Below are 13941 nucleotides of genomic sequence, written 5' to 3' on the forward strand. Positions count from 1 at the left end.
GACGGAGCGGGCACGACACCGATGAGGCCGACGAGGCAGGACCGCTCAGGCGGCCCGCGTGAGCCAGCGATGCGTATCGGGCAGCGTTCCGCGCTGGATCCCGAGGAGCCGGTGCCGCAGTGCGAGGGTCTGCGGGCCCGGCACGCCGTTTCCGACGGAGATCTCGTCGCCGTCGTGCAGCCTGGAGATCGGCGTGATGGTGGCTGCGGTCCCTGTGGCGAACATCTCGGTGATCGTGCCGTTCGCGCACCGCTCCCGCACCTCGGTCATGCCGATCGGGCGTTCGACAGGCGCGAGGCCATGCTCGGGCGCGAGAGCGATCACGCTGTCCCGGGTCACTCCCGCGAGGATAGTGCCGAGTTCGGGAGTGATGAGCTCTCCGTCGGAGGTGATGACGAAGATGTTCATCGTGCCTGATTCCTCGAGCCACTCGTGCTCCGCGCTGTCCAAGAACAGGACCTGATCGCAGCCGTGTTCCCGCGCCTCGGCCTGGGCCGCGAGACCGGCGGCGTAGTTGCCCCCGCACTTCGCGTCTCCGGTGCCGCCGGGGGCGGCACGCGCGTGGGTGCGGCTCACCCGCAGCGAGATCCCCACCGGCCCGTTCGAGAAGTAGGGGCCGGCCGGCGAGGCCACCGTGCAGAACCTCGCTTCCTCTGCCGAGCGCACGCCGAGAAAAGCCTCGGAGGCGAACATGAACGGTCGGATGTACAGGCTGTCTTCTGCGCCGTGGGCCGGTACCCACCGATGGTCGGCCCGCACGAGCTGAACGACGGCATCGAGAAAGAGCTGTTCGCCGAGCACTGGGAGGCCAAGTCTGCGTGCCGAGTGGGCGAAACGCGCAGCATTCGCGTCGGGCCGGAACAACCAGACGCTCTCGTCCGGGTGCCGGTAGGCTTTGAGCCCCTCGAAGATCTCTTGCGCGTAGTGCAGTACGGCGGAGGCAGGATGCAGGGCGACAGGTTCGAGGCCCACGACGCAGAGGTCATGCCAGCCGCCCCCGGAGGACCAGGTTCCGGTAACCATGTGATCGGTGAAGTACCTGCCGAAGCCTGGATCGGCGAGGATGCGCGAACGCTCGGAGGGCGAGGCCTCGCGATGAGCGGGCCGCACGGTGAAGGCATGCATAGAAGAAGCTTTCATTCTGGTCGTGAAGGGGCAGGTCACCGCTCGGAAAGGGCCTCTGCCTCTGCCCGCCGGGCGGCGAGGATTCGCTTGACCTTCGGGTAACGGGAGACGCCGATGATGAGGCCGAGCAGCATCCAGATACCCACGGCGCTCCAGACGCGGATGTCGAAGTCGACGATCAGCAGATAGCCCTGGTAGATCGACATGAGGATCGCGACACCGGCGATCGTGAAGTGCAGGCCCTTGGGCAGCTTGAACGGCGAGGCCGCGTGCACCTCGGGCAGCTTGTACCGCAGGACCACTGAAGCGATAACGACCACAACGAACATGAGCTGCACGAATACCGACGATGCCGTGCCGATGACGTCGATGTCGACGCCCGCGATCGCGGGGATGATGCCGATGAAGTAGAGGATGGTGAGCAACCAGTGCGGAGTGCCGAAGCGCTTGTTCACCGCACCGAGCCACTTGGGGAGCCAGCCGTCGTCGCTCGCGGCGAGGAGCGCCTTGGTGCCCCAGAGGAGTTCCGCATTCATGGTGCTCACGATCGCGACCAGGGCTCCGCCGAGGATGAAGAAGATCCAGAGGCCCCGCGGTAGGAACTCTGCGGCGACGGTGGACAGGGGCTCCCCCGCGACCTCGGAGATCGGGAGCACACCCGCGGCGGGGAGCGCCACGAGGACGTAGATCACGCCGACAATCGCGGTCCCGCCGATCATGGCGATCGGGATGTCGCGGCCCGGACGCTTCATCTCGCGGCCGAGCTCCCCGACCCCGTAGGCACCCGAGGTCGCGAAGGAGAGTAGAGCAGCGGCGCTCAGGAGCTCCACGAGTCCGTTGGGCATGACCTCCGGGTACAACTGCCAATCCACCATCGCAAGACCGTAGAACGCGAATGTGGCGAAACCGACCAGCATGATGACCATAAGGACCACGCCGAACCGGGCGGAGACAACGGCTCCTGCCAGATTGGCGATGAAAAAGATCGTGACGAGCGCCACTGCGACCCAGACCGGATTGAACCACGGATTGATCGCATGCAGATATGCCCCGGCTGACAGACCGTACAGACTCAGGGCGGTCTTGCCGAGCGCGAGCACCCACGCCAGGCCGAATCCAGCAGCCGGATGGATGACCCGCGCCGGCCAGGCATATGTTCCGCCCGCAGCAGGCATCGCCGCGGCGAGTGAAGCATAGGGGATCGCGCTGATGATCACTGCGATCACAGCTATCACGTAGGAGAGCGCGACGCCCCCACCGGTCATGGCGATCGCGACACCGGTGAGTGAGACGATGCCACCGCCGATGATCTGGTTGACCGCGATGCCGATCGCACCGGGAAGCCCGATAGTGCGCTTGAGGTTGTCCTGGTTCCTCCCCGAGGAAGCCTGCACGGTGAGTATGCCGGTGCGGTCGCCGGGCGGGAGCGGATGGGATGCCGTCATGATCTGTGTCCTTCGTCGTTGAAGTTGGCAGTGGGGCGGGTACGCGCTATGCGGCGTGGATCGATTCGATGTAGTCGCGCAGAGCCGGAATCCGTGGATGCGCTAGACAGAGACCTCCAGGACGGCACCTGTCTCGTCGTCGGCGCTCATGCGCGCTCCCTCCACCCTGAGACAGCGGCCTGCAGGCGACTGATGGCCTCATCGACGGTGGATCGGGGGCAACCGAGGTTGATGCGCATATAGCCGTGCCCCTCCGGCCCGAACTTCTGCCCCTCATCGAGCCAGAGTTTTGCCTCTGTCAGCATGAAGTGCTTGAGCGCCTCGGCCTCGAGCCCCAGGCCGCGGCAGTCGATCCACGCCAGGTAGAGCGAGTCCGCCGGCAGCACCTCGAGTTCGGGGATCGTGGTGTTGACGGTTTGCGCGAAGTGCTCGTGATTGGCCCGGACGTAGCGGACCAGTTCATCGACCCAGTCGTCGCCGTGCGTGTAAGCGGCCTCGGCCGCGACCATGCCGAGCACGTTGACCAGGGGGAACATGTTGCGTTCGATCTGCCGGGCGAGCTCAGCGCGGATGCGCGGATCCGGGACGAACACGTTCGCACTCTGCAGGCCGGGCAGGTTGAAGGTCTTACTGGGCGCGGTGCAGGTGATGCTATTCCGCGCGAAGTCCGCACCCAGGCTAGCGAAGGGGATGTGCCGCTTATCGGGGTGCATGATCAGGTCTTCGTGGATCTCATCGGAGATCACCAGGACTCTGTGCCTAGCACAGATCTCGCCCATGGTGCGCAGCTCTTCTTCCGACCACACGTTTCCAGTCGGGTTGTGCGGGTGGCTCAGAATGAAGAGTTTCGTGTTCGGCCGGATTGCCGCCTCGAAGACATCCGCGTCGAAGCGGTAACCGTCTGCGACGCGCTCGAGCGGGGCGATTGCGAGGTGTCGGCCGTTGAGCCGGACGTCGTCGAGGAAGTGCGCATAGACCGGGGTCTGCACGAGCACGGTGTCCCCCGGGGCGGAGAATGCCTGCACCGCCGTCTTGAGCGTGGTGATGATGCCCGGGGTCTGGATGATCCACTCACGCTCCACGTCCCAGCCGAAGCGGCGCGACTGCCAGCCGACGATCGCGTCGAGGTAGCTTTCGGCGGCACCGCCCGGGTAGCCGAAGATGCCGTGATCCACCGCCGCATGCAGCGCGTCGAGCACAGCCTGCGGTGCCTTGAAGTCGGTATCGGCGACCCACATAGGGAGCGGATCCGCCGCCGCCTGATCATCAGCGAGGAGCTGCTCCGCAAAGGCCCACTTCATGGAGTTCGAGGTTCGGCGATCGGTCACCTCGTCGAACGTCGCAAGAAGGTCTGCGGTCGAGGGATCGTCGGTCGGCTGAGCTTCGTTACTCAAGGTCATCCTTTGCTCGTGGAATATCGGATGCATCCAGGCTAGAAGGGAGATGCGTCAAAGTGTTCGCCTCCTTTGCTTCAAAACGCGCCCAGAAAGCTAGGATCCTCACTATGGATGCCATTGATCGCAAAATTATTGCGCTGCTGCAGACAGATGGAAGAATGACGCTCACAGATCTGTCCCGTGAGGTGCAGCTGAGCGTGTCCCGGTGCCAGCGACGGGTGCGCGAACTGGAGGCGGAAGGCGTGATTCAGGGCTACCGCGCCGTGGTCGACGCCGAAAAGGTCGGCTTCGGCTTCGAAGTGATCGTCTTCGCCACGCTCATGCGCGCAGACTCGGTGACCGAGTTCGACTCTGCGATCGCGAAGGTCCCCGAGATCATCGAGGCGCAACGTCTCTTCGGCGAACCGGACTACCTGCTCCGAATCGTGGCCGTCGACCGGAAGTCGTATCAAACCTTCTACGATGACGTGCTTTCCCGCCTACCGGGCCTCCGCGGCCTCAACTCCACATTCGTCATGAAGCAGGCCGTAGCCACCCGCCCCCTCCCTCCCACCGGGAAGGCCGCGGGCAACCTCTGAATCCACACGTCACGGACGCTACCGACGAACACCTCCCACGGGGACCGCGGCCTCCCCCAGGGACCGGGTGCATAATTCGAACCTTTGAGAACACACAGCCTGGGACTCTTCTTGTATCCTAGATGTCTGACGCGATGCCCCGTGCGAGACGGTGGTGTCCGATTCGAGATGTGCTGTCGGCCAGCGCAGAGAAAGCGCCCATGAAACCCCGTACGATCACTTCCCCTCAAGCCTCCGACCGCGAAGCCCGCCTCGCGCGGGTGCAGCGGCGCACGATGATCGTGCTCGTGATCTCGCAGATCGTCGGCACGGTCGGCGTCGGGGTGGCACCGTCGATCGGCGTGCTGCTCGCGGGAGAGGTGACGCAGAACGAGGCCTGGGCGGGTCTCGCCCGCACCGCGAGCACTCTGGGCGCGGCACTGCTCGGGCTACCGCTGGGCAATCTGGCCGCGAGGCGCGGCCGCCGGTTCGCGCTCACCACCGGCTGGTGGATCGCCGCGGCGGGGGCCGCAATCCTCGTCCCCGCCGCGCAGTGGAATCTGGTGGTGCCGCTGTTCATCGGACTGCTGCTCATCGGTTCGGGATCGGCTGTCAGCCTGCAGTCGCGCTTCGCCGCCACCGACCTGGCGGAGCCCCGGCACAAGGCCCGGTCTCTCGCTCTCATCGTCTGGGTCGGCACCATCGGCTCCGTGCTCGGCCCGAACCTGGGCGCGCCGGGCGGGCTGATCGGCGACGCGACGGGGCTCACCGTCTACGCCAGCGCATTCCTGATCGCCGCCGTGTGCCTCGCGATCGCCGGCCTCGTAGTGTTCCTGATCTTGCGACCCGACCCGCTGCTGCTCCTCAACTCGGAGAGCGAGACGGGCCCGGCCGCGACTTCGAAGCGCAAGGGCAGCCGCTTCGCACCGATCTTCGCCGAGATCCGCACGAACCGTCCGGCGCGCATTGCAGTCGTCGCGATCCTCACCGCACAGATCGTCATGGTCTCGATCATGACGATGACGCCGGTGCACATGGTGCACCAGGGCGGCACGGTGAACCTCGTCGGCATCACGATCAGCCTGCACATCCTCGGCATGTACGCACTCGCCCCCGTCGTCGGATGGATCACGGACCACCAGGGGCATCGCTTCTCCATCTGGGCGGGGATCGGGATCTTTCTACTGTCGCTGCTCTTCGGCGCGGTGTGGCCCGACGACACCGGCTGGATCATCGCCTCGCTGATCCTGCTCGGGATCGGCTGGTCGTTCGTCAACGTCGCGGGATCCGCGCTGTTCGCCTCCACCGTCTCGGCGGAGGTGCGGGCGTCGTCTCAGGGCGGCGTTGACGCGCTCGCGAACCTCTGCGGGGCGACGGCCGCGTTCGCCGCCGGCCCGCTGCTCGCGGTCAGCAGCTTCGCGACGCTCTCGGTCATCGCGATGGTCGTGCTCGTGCCGCTTGTGCTGTTCGTGATTCGCCGCATCCCCGCCCATCAGGAATAGAAAAGAGGGATCACCGTGTCAGATCAGAATCAGCAGCGCGTCATTCTCCACGCCGTATCGGCCGCGGAGGACGCCACGCGCGCGGTATCGCTCGCCTCGATGCTCCGCGAAGAGTTTCCCGGGGTCCAGGTGAGGATCGTGCTCAACGGCGCCGCGCTCGGCTCCCTCGAACAGCTCGACACCAGCGGCCTTCCCGACGATGCCGTCGTCTCGGCCTGCTCGGTTGGCCTCGAGCGCCACGGCATCGACCCCGCGAACCTGCCTGAGAGGATCGACGGGTCCGAGCGGGCGCCCGTCGTGCTCGTGCGCGAGCAGTTCGCGGGCGCTGCCTACATCCGGCTCTAGGCCCTACACGGCGACGCGCGCGCAGATGCGCCGCGCAGCGTCGCGGCCCGCGAGCAGCGCGCCCTCGATATGCCCTGCGAAGCCCGGCGCCGTCTCGGTCGAGGCCAGGAAGAGGCGCTCGTGCACCGGCGTTCGGAGCACGGGCGCCCCATATCCCTCGGCGCCCGCGGTCGCGACCGGGTGCGCCGGAGAGGTGTAGCCCTCGAGACGCCAGTCTGCGAGCAACACCTCGCACGGGTCCGCCGCTTCCGCACCGAACAGCGAATGCAGCTGCGAGCGGAGAGCTTCCTCGATCTGATCCCGGGTCAGCGAGGCGAGTGCCTGCGACGGAGCGAACGCGAAGAGCGCGGCCGGGTATCCGCCCGGTCCGGAGTGATCGTGGAACTCGCGGAAAGGGCCGACGTAGCTCACAGCGGAGCCCGCGAGCCCCTCCTCGCGCCAGAAGGGGCGCCGATAGATGGCGACGGCCTTGACCATGGTCCCCATCCACACCATCGTCTGCCCTGCTGCGGCGGCGAGATCGTCGGGGAGCGAGGGCGTGCACGAGATCTGCTCGACCGCGAGTGCCGGCGGCACGGCGAGCACGACGTGATCCGCCACGTATCGCCGGGCCCCGCTTGTCACCGCCACGCCGTCTTCAGTCGCTTCGACCGCGGTGACCGCCTCGTTCAGCCGGACGGCACCGTCTGGCAGCTGCGCGGCGATGCGCTGGGCGAGATCCTCGGCCCCGTGTGCGAACCGAGAGGCGGGTGCGTCGATGGGGTTGCCGGCGAGACGCTGTCGCTGCTCACGGCCCGGTTCGAAGACCGCGTCCCCATCGAGATGCTGCGGGAACACCGGCACTTCGAGTCGCTCGACGTACTCGCGCACGAGCGGCTCGTTGTGCCAGAACCAGGTCGCCCCGAGGTCGACCCATCCCCCGCAGGTGTGCGTGCTCCGTGCCCGCCCGCCGACCCGATCGCGCGCCTCGAGCACGATGACGGACTGACCGGTCTCGTGCAGCGCATCGGCTGCCGCGAGACCCGCGAAGCCGGCGCCGACGACGATGACGTCGGCGCGCTCGACACTCACTCCTGCACTCGCCTCCGCGCTCATCGCTCGCTCCTGGCGTCGAGCACGATCCGGAACCGCGCGCTGCCCGCTTCGAGTGCTGCGATCGCCTCGTTCGCGTGCTCCAGCGGCATCCGCTCCACCATCGGACGCACGTCGTTCAGCAGCGCGAACCGCATGGTCTCCTCGATGTCCAGGGCGCTGCCGGTGAGATGCCCGGTGACCACGATCGAGTGCATCGCGAGTTGCGCCGCGGGCAGTTCGATCGTGCCGCCGTCGACGCCGATGATCACGAGGCGCCCGTGCGTGCGCAACCCCGCGATGAGTTCGGCGACGGGCGCGGTGGTGGATGCGGTGGACAGAATGAGATCCGCTCCGCCCAGCTCGCGGAGCGCCGCCCCCGGTTCTGATGCCGCGCTGTCGATGTAGTGGTCGGCTCCCAGCTCGCGAGCGAGAGCAGCTCGTTCAGCGCCGCGTGCGATCGCGACGACCTCGTAGCCGAGCTTCGCGGCGAACTGCACCGCGAGGTGCCCGAGACCCCCGATCCCGAACACGGCGACGCGGCCACCGGGCGCAATACCCGCGCGACGGATCGCGTTGAACGTGGTCACACCGGCGCAGCCGAGCGGAGCGGCATCGAAGTCGTCAAGGCCGTCGGGAATGCGGGCGAGCGCGTCTGCGGGAACGGCGACAGTTTCAGCCCAGCCGCCCGGGTAGGAGACGCCGGGGATCTTCCGTTCGGCGCAGTGCACTGGGTCTCCGGCGAGGCAGTGAGTGCAGTGGCCACAGCTGCCGCCGAACCAGCCGACTGCCACGCGCTCCCCCGCCTGCCAGCCGTTGACTCCGTCTCCGACAGCGGCGATCATGCCCGCGGCCTCGTGGCCCGGGGTCACCGGCGCCTCGGAGGCCGTGTTCTTGCTGGTGCCGATGTCGGCGAAGCAGACGCCGCAGGCAGCCACCCGCACCGTCACCCACCCCGGGGCGGGAGAAGCCGAGTCCACGGTTCGAGGCACGAGTCCGCCCTGCTCGGGGTCGACGCGCATCGCGATACTGCTCATGACGAGAGAGCCTCCGTGTTCATATTCGTGCCGTGCCGGGCAGGGTCTGATGTCTAGCCCGGGCCCGGGCTCATCGCTCGCGGTGTCCCGCCGCTGCCGTTCGGGTCTGCCTGCGCAAGGGTACGACCCGGGCTCAGGAGGCCGGTAGGCCCCTGTCATGAATCCGGGCATAGCCGCGGATTATGGGCGATTCCGATATCTTGGGGCTGATGAGCAGCAACCACGTGAACGAGCCGTCTGAGACCCCTCGCGTGATCGCGGGAGTGTGGGCGCACCCCGATGACGAGTTGTACCTGACCGCGACTCTGATGCTCCGCACGATCGGAGCTGGAGGCCGCGTGCGCGTGATCCACGCGACGCTCGGCGAGGTCGGGGCGCCGTACCCGGAGATCGACCGGGAGGCAGTCGCCGAGCTGCGGGACCGGGAACTCACCGCGGCGATGGGTGTGCTCGGTGTGCACGATCTCCAGCTACTCGGCTTCTCAGACGGAGAGTGCCACACCGTGTCAGACTCCGACGGGGTCGCAGCGGTGCGTGCGGCGCTCGCCGACCTCAGCCCCGACCTCGTCGTGACCTTCGGCCCCGAGGGGATCACCGGGCATCCCGATCACATCGCCGTGAGCCGGTGGACCACCGCAGCCTGGCTCGACCTCGAGCGGCGCGGTGGGCTGCCCGCCGGTGCGCAGTTGCTCTACGCCACCATGACCGACGGATTCGTGGCGCGCCACCACCTGGAGTACCCGCCCGAGTTCCCGCTCACCCTCCGCGGCGAGCCGATCACCTGCCCCGACGATGCCCTCGCCATGCACCTGCACCCGACGCCGGAAGAGGCGAAGATCAAGCGCGAAGCTCTGGCGGCGCACGCGTCGCAGGTGGTCGGGCCGGTCACGATCCTCGGCGAAGACCGCTTCTTCGAGTGGTGGACGAGCGAGATGTTCAGGGAGCCGACCGCCGCAGAACTGGCCGCTGCGTCGACGCGGCACGGAGAATCGTAATTCGAACACGGCCACGTGCCGGAGGCCGGGCAACACTTCAGGTATCGAACGTACCGACCTCCTCAGCTCGCCTCAGCCGACAGCCGCGACCGTTGCGGGATGCGCGCAGATGACGCAGATGGTGCTGACCGCCGAGACTCCCAGCGCAAACACCGCCGCCCCGAACACGAGGAACGCGACCTCTCGTTTGCGCGGCCTCTTCAGGATCCTCGGTTCGACGGATGGGCCGGTCATGCTGGACATAGGCTCGTGTCCTCTCTGGTCATGGTCTTGTCTGGTTGGAGATGGTCTGGTCGTGTTCCGCGTCAGCGGGAGACTTTCAGCACCCCGTGAGCAGGGCGAGTAGGTAGGGCCAGTGCACGGCGGCTATCGCAGCCGCGAGCATGAACGCGTAGGCGGCCGCGGCCGCGGCCAGGGCGAGGCTCGCGGGCGGGCGGGGCTGGCCGAGCAGCTGCCGGATGCGCTCGGATCCTGCGGCGTGGAGCGCGGCATGGGCGACGATCGGGCTGCTGGTCTCGGGCGTCCCGGGCTGGCTGAGTTTGACGAGCGCTCCCGCGAGCGCCGTGGTCCCAGTGCGCCGCTTGGCGACCTCATCGGCGGCGATCTCGCAGTAGTGCGGCACGGCATCGCGAATGGCTCGGATGAACGGGATCCATCTGAAATAGCGCGTCGCACCGTTCAGGATCGTGAGGCACAGGTGATGCCGCTGGTCGAGATGGGCCTGCTCGTGTTCGAGCACGGCGTCGAGTTCGGCGGTCGACAGCGCCGCGACCGCGCCGCGCGAGAGGACGATGCCGCCATGTCGGTGCGGGAGCGAGAACGCATGGGGCCGGGTCTCCCCCGTAATCCGCACCCGACGGCCGAGCAGCATCGCCGTCTCGCTGGAGGAGAGGATCGTCCTCGCGAGAGCAGCCTGGGAGCGCCGGACTCGCCAGTATTCCCGGAGAAGGCCCGCGAGCACCGCGAACATCCCGAGCGCGGGCAGGGCCAACGGCACGATAGCCGGGACTCCGAGCGTGACGGCGGACTCGCCGAACGGGGAGGCCGCGCTCAGGCAACGGTCGCAGATCTCGGCGGCCTGCTGCGGAAGCCAGGCGGGGCCGTGACTCATCCAGGCGACGACCGGCCCGAGCGCGACGAGGGCCGTGATCCAGAGGAGCGCGGTCGCGGTGAGCGCGACCGACGCCAGGCGCGGCGCGGATGCCAGCGCCGGAGCGGCCTGCCGCACCACCCAGGGGCCGCCCAGTGCAGCCAGGATGAGCACCCCAGAGAGGATCATCGTCATGGTGGCCGCAGACATCGCTACTCGCTCTCTCCCAGCAGATGCCGGCGGAGTAAGTCGAGTTCGTCTTCGGGCATGCTGTCGACGAAACGGAGGATCGCCGCCTCTCGATCACCGCTCTCGTCGAGGGCGTGCCCCATGATCCGGGCGGTGTGCTCTTCTCTGCTCACGCAGGCGCCGTAGAGCGTGGTGTATCCGTCCTTCCCGGCGCACACGAGACCCTTCTTGCGAAGGTTCGCGAGCACCGTGGAGATCGTCGTGTAGGCCGGATCCGACGGCAGCAGGTCGATGATGCCGCGCACCGTGTGGGTGTCTCCGTTCCACAGCAGATCCATCACCTGGGATTCGAGCGCGCCGAGGCGCGCGGGCTCCCCGCTGTAGACGCGGTGCTGCGCGTGTTCGTCTGGACGGGTCATGCGGCTGGCTCCATCTGCTGAGAGGAGGTCGGGGAAGGTGCGGGGGTCACCGGGCAGGCGACCTGCCCTTTGAGCCGCCAGATCAACGCGAGCCCGGTGAGGATCATCGCGGCGACCGCGAGCACCGGCTGGAAGGGGGCGAACCAGGTGATCGCCCCGGAATAGCCGAGCGCGAGGAGCGCGATCTTGTTGCAGACCGGGCAGCCGACCGCGAACCAGGTGAGGAGACCGCCGACGATTCCCATGCGAGCCGTACGGCGCTCGGCCGGTGTCTCCTCAACATTCCCCTCGACCCTCGAATCGGATCCTGCAAGCCTGATGTACGTGGCGGTGAGCATGCCCGCGCCGATCGAGGTGAGGATCCACACCGGATAGTTCCACCACACCGTGTCGATGTCGCGGGCGAACCAGGAGTTCGGGATGAGCACCGTGACAACACCCACCAGCAGTCCGAAGCCGACTGCTGCAGCCCCGGCGACGAGGTATTGCCGGGCCCTCCAAGCGCGCAGACCGCGACCGGCGAGCACGAGCTGTTCCCGAGCGGCCGCGAAGGTGAAACGCTGGGCCATACGGTCTCCCTTCATCGAACTTCTACTAGGCGCCATAGTCTACTATTAAGAATAGTAACCGAGATCGCAATACTCACAGCCCGAATTGTGAACGACCCGAGAGGATGCACTGTGGCCGATGGCGCACGACGCTCCCCGAGCGTCGCCGTCGGCGTGCCGCTCACGATTTTCGGGATTATCGCCTTCGTCATCGTCGGCTCGTTCCTATTGCAGCGCGGATGGGAGCCGAAAGAGGAGCAGCCGACCGCCCAGGAGCAAGCGGCGTGGCAGGCGCAGCGCGCCTCCGGCGAGGATCCGCTCGTGCTCGGCGAGAGCAACGCCACTCTCGAACTGGTCGTCTACTCCGACTTCCAGTGCCCGTTCTGCAACCACTGGAACCGGGAGACGCTACCCGCCTTGATCGACTACGTCGACACCGGCGAGCTGCGCATCGTGTGGCGCGATGTCAGCGCCCCCGACGAAGCTTCCGAGCGCGGCGCACGCGCCGCCTACGCCGCTGGGCTCCAAGGCAGATTCCTCGATTACCACAACGCGCTCATGGAGAACCCGCAAGGCGCGCCCGACGACGAGCTGACCGAGGAGGCACTCATCGCGCTCGCCGAGAAGCTTGACCTCGAGATCGATCGCTTCACGATCGACATGACCTCCCCTGAAGTCGAGCAGGCCATCGTGGAGAATGAGCGGGAAGGTCGAAGCCGAGGAGTCACTCAGACGCCTTCGTTTCGCTTCAACGATGAACTCATCTCCGGTTATCAGCCCACCGACGCGTTCATCGAGAATATCGAGACCGCGCTCCAGCAGGGCGGGTGAGCATCGAAACGGATCAGCCCACCCGCGGGACACCGAAGCTTCCGGCCTGTAACACCGGATTCCGAAGACCATGACCAGCAAAGAAAGGACGCAGCGCGCATCGAACGCGCGACCGCATCATGAGCACTATCGAAATCACCAAGGACACTCTCGAGCCGACACTCTCCGGCGAGGGAATCGTGCTGCTGGACTTCTGGGCCGCGTGGTGCGGCCCCTGCCGCGCCTTCGGGCCGGTGTTCGAGCGCGCAGCGGAAACGCATCAGGATCTCGTCTTCGGGAAGATCGACACTGAGGCCCAACAGGAGCTTGCGGCGGGCTTCCGGATCACCTCGATCCCGACGCTCATGGCTTTCAAAGACGGGATCGGCGTGTTCTCGCAGGCAGGCGCCCTGCCCGCCCCCGCGCTCGAGGACCTCATCGGCAAGCTGCGCGATCTGGACATGGACGAGGTCCGCGCCAAGATCGCCGAGCAGACCGCCGAGTCCGACAAGTAGGACCGCTCAACGACACCCCGCTAGAGGCCGAGACCCTGAAGTTACTTCAGTACTTCGGTCTCTGCGTTCCGGGAAGCCCGGCGACGGCCGAGCGCCCAGATCGTGAGCGCGATGAGCGCCACCACGACGATCGCGGCAATGTCGAAGACTGGGTTCGCGAGCAGGGCGCCCTGCTCTTGCACCCACGCCTGCACCGAGATGGGCACGAGAGAGGGCATCGCGACGAGGCCGTTCGTGAACCAGAACAGCAGCCCGACGGCGATGATGAGGATCCCGGTGATGAGCGAGGTCGTGTGCAGCTGGCGACCGAGGATCGTGACGCTGCGTCCGCGCAGCAGCCGCTGCCCGCGGGCGCCGATCCGCCCCCACAGCGCCGCGATGAGCACGAGCGGGACGACCATGCCCGCACCATAGACGGCGAGCAGGGCACCCGCCTCCCAGGTGTTCCCGCGCCCCATTGCGAGGGTGAGCACGGCGCCGAGGATGGGCCCGGCGCAGAAGCCCGCGACCCCACCGACCGCGCCGAGCAGGAAGGTGCGCACGAGGCCCTTCCGCCGGTGCGCGCTCTGCTGCGTCTTCGCGACGCCGGGCAGGGCGCGGGAGAGGTCGAAGCCGAAGCCCAGCGCCTGCAGGACGCCGAGCACGACGAGCACGATCGAGGTGATCCCGATGACGATGCCGCGGTGATCCATGAACAGGGAGCCGAGCGCGCCAAGGCCGAGGCCGAAGGGCACGAGGGTGACGACGAGCCCGAGGTAGAAGATCGCACCGTGCACGAGCAGCTTGAGCTTCGCCCCAACGGTCGAGGCGAAGAAGGCGGGGAGCAGCAGCGCGCTGCAGGGGCTCAGCAGTGCGAGAACGCCGCCGAGAAACGCTGTGAGGAGGCCGACCTGCAC

The 13941-nt window shown here is 67.3% G+C and carries 15 protein-coding genes and 1 pseudogene; 6 read left to right on the top strand and 10 right to left on the bottom strand.

Going from position 1 to position 13941, the window contains the following annotated elements; all coding sequences use genetic code 11:
• Positions 1-45: 45 nt before the first annotated feature.
• From ACUYV6_RS00115 to ACUYV6_RS00125, 3 genes are all read right to left on the bottom strand, one after another.
• Positions 46-1125 (bottom strand): branched-chain amino acid aminotransferase, encoded by a 1080-nt coding sequence (locus tag ACUYV6_RS00115; protein ID WP_449276618.1) that lies wholly within the window; start codon positions 1123-1125, stop codon positions 46-48.
• A 35-nt stretch (positions 1126-1160) separates the two neighbouring features.
• Positions 1161-2570 (bottom strand): APC family permease, encoded by a 1410-nt coding sequence (locus tag ACUYV6_RS00120; protein ID WP_449276619.1) that lies wholly within the window; start codon positions 2568-2570, stop codon positions 1161-1163.
• 146 nt (positions 2571-2716) lie between these two features.
• A complete protein-coding gene (locus ACUYV6_RS00125) occupies positions 2717-3964 on the bottom strand; it encodes a MalY/PatB family protein (RefSeq protein WP_449276620.1) in 1248 nt (415 codons plus the stop codon).
• A gap of 110 nt (positions 3965-4074) precedes the next feature.
• Between ACUYV6_RS00125 and ACUYV6_RS00130 the strand changes: the two genes are divergently transcribed.
• From ACUYV6_RS00130 to ACUYV6_RS00140, 3 genes are all read left to right on the top strand, one after another.
• Positions 4075-4545 (top strand): Lrp/AsnC family transcriptional regulator, encoded by a 471-nt coding sequence (locus ACUYV6_RS00130; RefSeq protein WP_449276621.1) that lies wholly within the window; start codon positions 4075-4077, stop codon positions 4543-4545.
• Positions 4546-4745: 200 nt separating this feature from the next.
• Positions 4746-6026 carry an MFS transporter gene (locus ACUYV6_RS00135; protein ID WP_449276622.1) on the top strand — a complete coding sequence of 427 codons (1281 nt, stop codon included), beginning with the start codon at positions 4746-4748 and terminating at the stop codon, positions 6024-6026.
• Between the two features lie 15 nt (positions 6027-6041).
• Positions 6042-6371, top strand: a complete 330-nt coding sequence (locus tag ACUYV6_RS00140) for a hypothetical protein (RefSeq protein ID WP_449276623.1) — start codon at positions 6042-6044, stop codon at positions 6369-6371.
• A 3-nt stretch (positions 6372-6374) separates the two neighbouring features.
• On the opposite strand, the gene ACUYV6_RS00145 is transcribed toward ACUYV6_RS00140, so the two are convergent.
• Together ACUYV6_RS00145 and ACUYV6_RS00150 are read right to left on the bottom strand one after the other, a co-directional pair.
• Positions 6375-7466: a flavin monoamine oxidase family protein gene (locus ACUYV6_RS00145; RefSeq protein ID WP_449276624.1), complete on the bottom strand. Its 1092-nt coding sequence runs from the start codon at positions 7464-7466 to the stop codon at positions 6375-6377.
• Positions 7463-8479, bottom strand: a complete 1017-nt coding sequence (locus ACUYV6_RS00150) for an alcohol dehydrogenase catalytic domain-containing protein (RefSeq protein ID WP_449276625.1) — start codon at positions 8477-8479, stop codon at positions 7463-7465. The genes ACUYV6_RS00145 and ACUYV6_RS00150 overlap by 4 nt, the downstream gene beginning before the upstream one ends.
• 209 nt (positions 8480-8688) lie before the next feature.
• On the opposite strand from ACUYV6_RS00150, the gene ACUYV6_RS00155 reads away from it, so the two are divergent.
• Positions 8689-9474 (top strand): PIG-L deacetylase family protein, encoded by a 786-nt coding sequence (locus ACUYV6_RS00155; protein WP_449276626.1) that lies wholly within the window; start codon positions 8689-8691, stop codon positions 9472-9474.
• 72 nt (positions 9475-9546) lie between these two features.
• Here the strand turns inward: ACUYV6_RS00155 and ACUYV6_RS00160 are convergent, their stop codons facing one another.
• The 4 genes from ACUYV6_RS00160 to ACUYV6_RS00175 all read right to left on the bottom strand — a co-directional run bounded on the left by ACUYV6_RS00160 (position 9547) and on the right by ACUYV6_RS00175 (position 11741).
• Positions 9547-9717: a hypothetical protein gene (locus ACUYV6_RS00160; RefSeq protein WP_449276627.1), complete on the bottom strand. Its 171-nt coding sequence runs from the start codon at positions 9715-9717 to the stop codon at positions 9547-9549.
• 76 nt (positions 9718-9793) lie between these two features.
• Positions 9794-10774, bottom strand: a complete 981-nt coding sequence (locus ACUYV6_RS00165) for a M56 family metallopeptidase (RefSeq protein WP_449276628.1) — start codon at positions 10772-10774, stop codon at positions 9794-9796.
• Between the two features lie 2 nt (positions 10775-10776).
• The gene (locus ACUYV6_RS00170; protein ID WP_449276629.1) at positions 10777-11172 is read right to left on the bottom strand and encodes a BlaI/MecI/CopY family transcriptional regulator; all 396 of its coding nucleotides are present in this window, start codon (positions 11170-11172) and stop codon (positions 10777-10779) included.
• Positions 11169-11741: a hypothetical protein gene (locus ACUYV6_RS00175; RefSeq protein ID WP_449276630.1), complete on the bottom strand. Its 573-nt coding sequence runs from the start codon at positions 11739-11741 to the stop codon at positions 11169-11171. The genes ACUYV6_RS00170 and ACUYV6_RS00175 overlap by 4 nt, the downstream gene beginning before the upstream one ends.
• Before the next feature lie 111 nt (positions 11742-11852).
• Here ACUYV6_RS00175 and ACUYV6_RS00180 point away from each other — a divergent pair, with 111 nt between their 5' ends.
• Together ACUYV6_RS00180 and ACUYV6_RS00185 are read left to right on the top strand one after the other, a co-directional pair.
• Entirely contained in the window at positions 11853-12551 is a 699-nt protein-coding gene (locus tag ACUYV6_RS00180) for a DsbA family protein (RefSeq protein WP_449276631.1), read from the top strand.
• Between the two features lie 113 nt (positions 12552-12664).
• A pseudogene (locus ACUYV6_RS00185) lies at positions 12665-13045 on the top strand (thioredoxin family protein); the annotation flags it as partial.
• A gap of 41 nt (positions 13046-13086) precedes the next feature.
• Here the strand turns inward: ACUYV6_RS00185 and ACUYV6_RS00190 are convergent.
• Complete coding sequence (locus ACUYV6_RS00190) at positions 13087-13941, bottom strand: cytochrome c biogenesis CcdA family protein (RefSeq protein ID WP_449276632.1); 855 nt, start codon at positions 13939-13941, stop codon at positions 13087-13089.

Source organism: Leucobacter sp. GX24907 (genome assembly GCF_053567335.1).

Bases quoted from the DNA above. Each gene is read 5' to 3' on its own strand.
- ACUYV6_RS00160 (WP_449276627.1), bottom strand. From the start codon at position 9,717: ATGTCCAGCATGACCGGCCCATCCGTCGAACCGAGGATCCTGAAGAGG.
- ACUYV6_RS00115 (WP_449276618.1), bottom strand. From the start codon at position 1,125: ATGCATGCCTTCACCGTGCGGCCCGCTCATCGCGAGGCCTCGCCCTCC.
- ACUYV6_RS00165 (WP_449276628.1), bottom strand. From the start codon at position 10,774: ATGTCTGCGGCCACCATGACGATGATCCTCTCTGGGGTGCTCATCCTG.
- ACUYV6_RS00120 (WP_449276619.1), bottom strand. From the start codon at position 2,570: ATGACGGCATCCCATCCGCTCCCGCCCGGCGACCGCACCGGCATACTC.
- ACUYV6_RS00145 (WP_449276624.1), bottom strand. From the start codon at position 7,466: ATGAGCGCGGAGGCGAGTGCAGGAGTGAGTGTCGAGCGCGCCGACGTC.
- ACUYV6_RS00170 (WP_449276629.1), bottom strand. From the start codon at position 11,172: ATGACCCGTCCAGACGAACACGCGCAGCACCGCGTCTACAGCGGGGAG.
- ACUYV6_RS00155 (WP_449276626.1), top strand. From the start codon at position 8,689: ATGAGCAGCAACCACGTGAACGAGCCGTCTGAGACCCCTCGCGTGATC.
- ACUYV6_RS00150 (WP_449276625.1), bottom strand. From the start codon at position 8,479: ATGAGCAGTATCGCGATGCGCGTCGACCCCGAGCAGGGCGGACTCGTG.
- ACUYV6_RS00130 (WP_449276621.1), top strand. From the start codon at position 4,075: ATGGATGCCATTGATCGCAAAATTATTGCGCTGCTGCAGACAGATGGA.
- ACUYV6_RS00135 (WP_449276622.1), top strand. From the start codon at position 4,746: ATGAAACCCCGTACGATCACTTCCCCTCAAGCCTCCGACCGCGAAGCC.
- ACUYV6_RS00175 (WP_449276630.1), bottom strand. From the start codon at position 11,741: ATGGCCCAGCGTTTCACCTTCGCGGCCGCTCGGGAACAGCTCGTGCTC.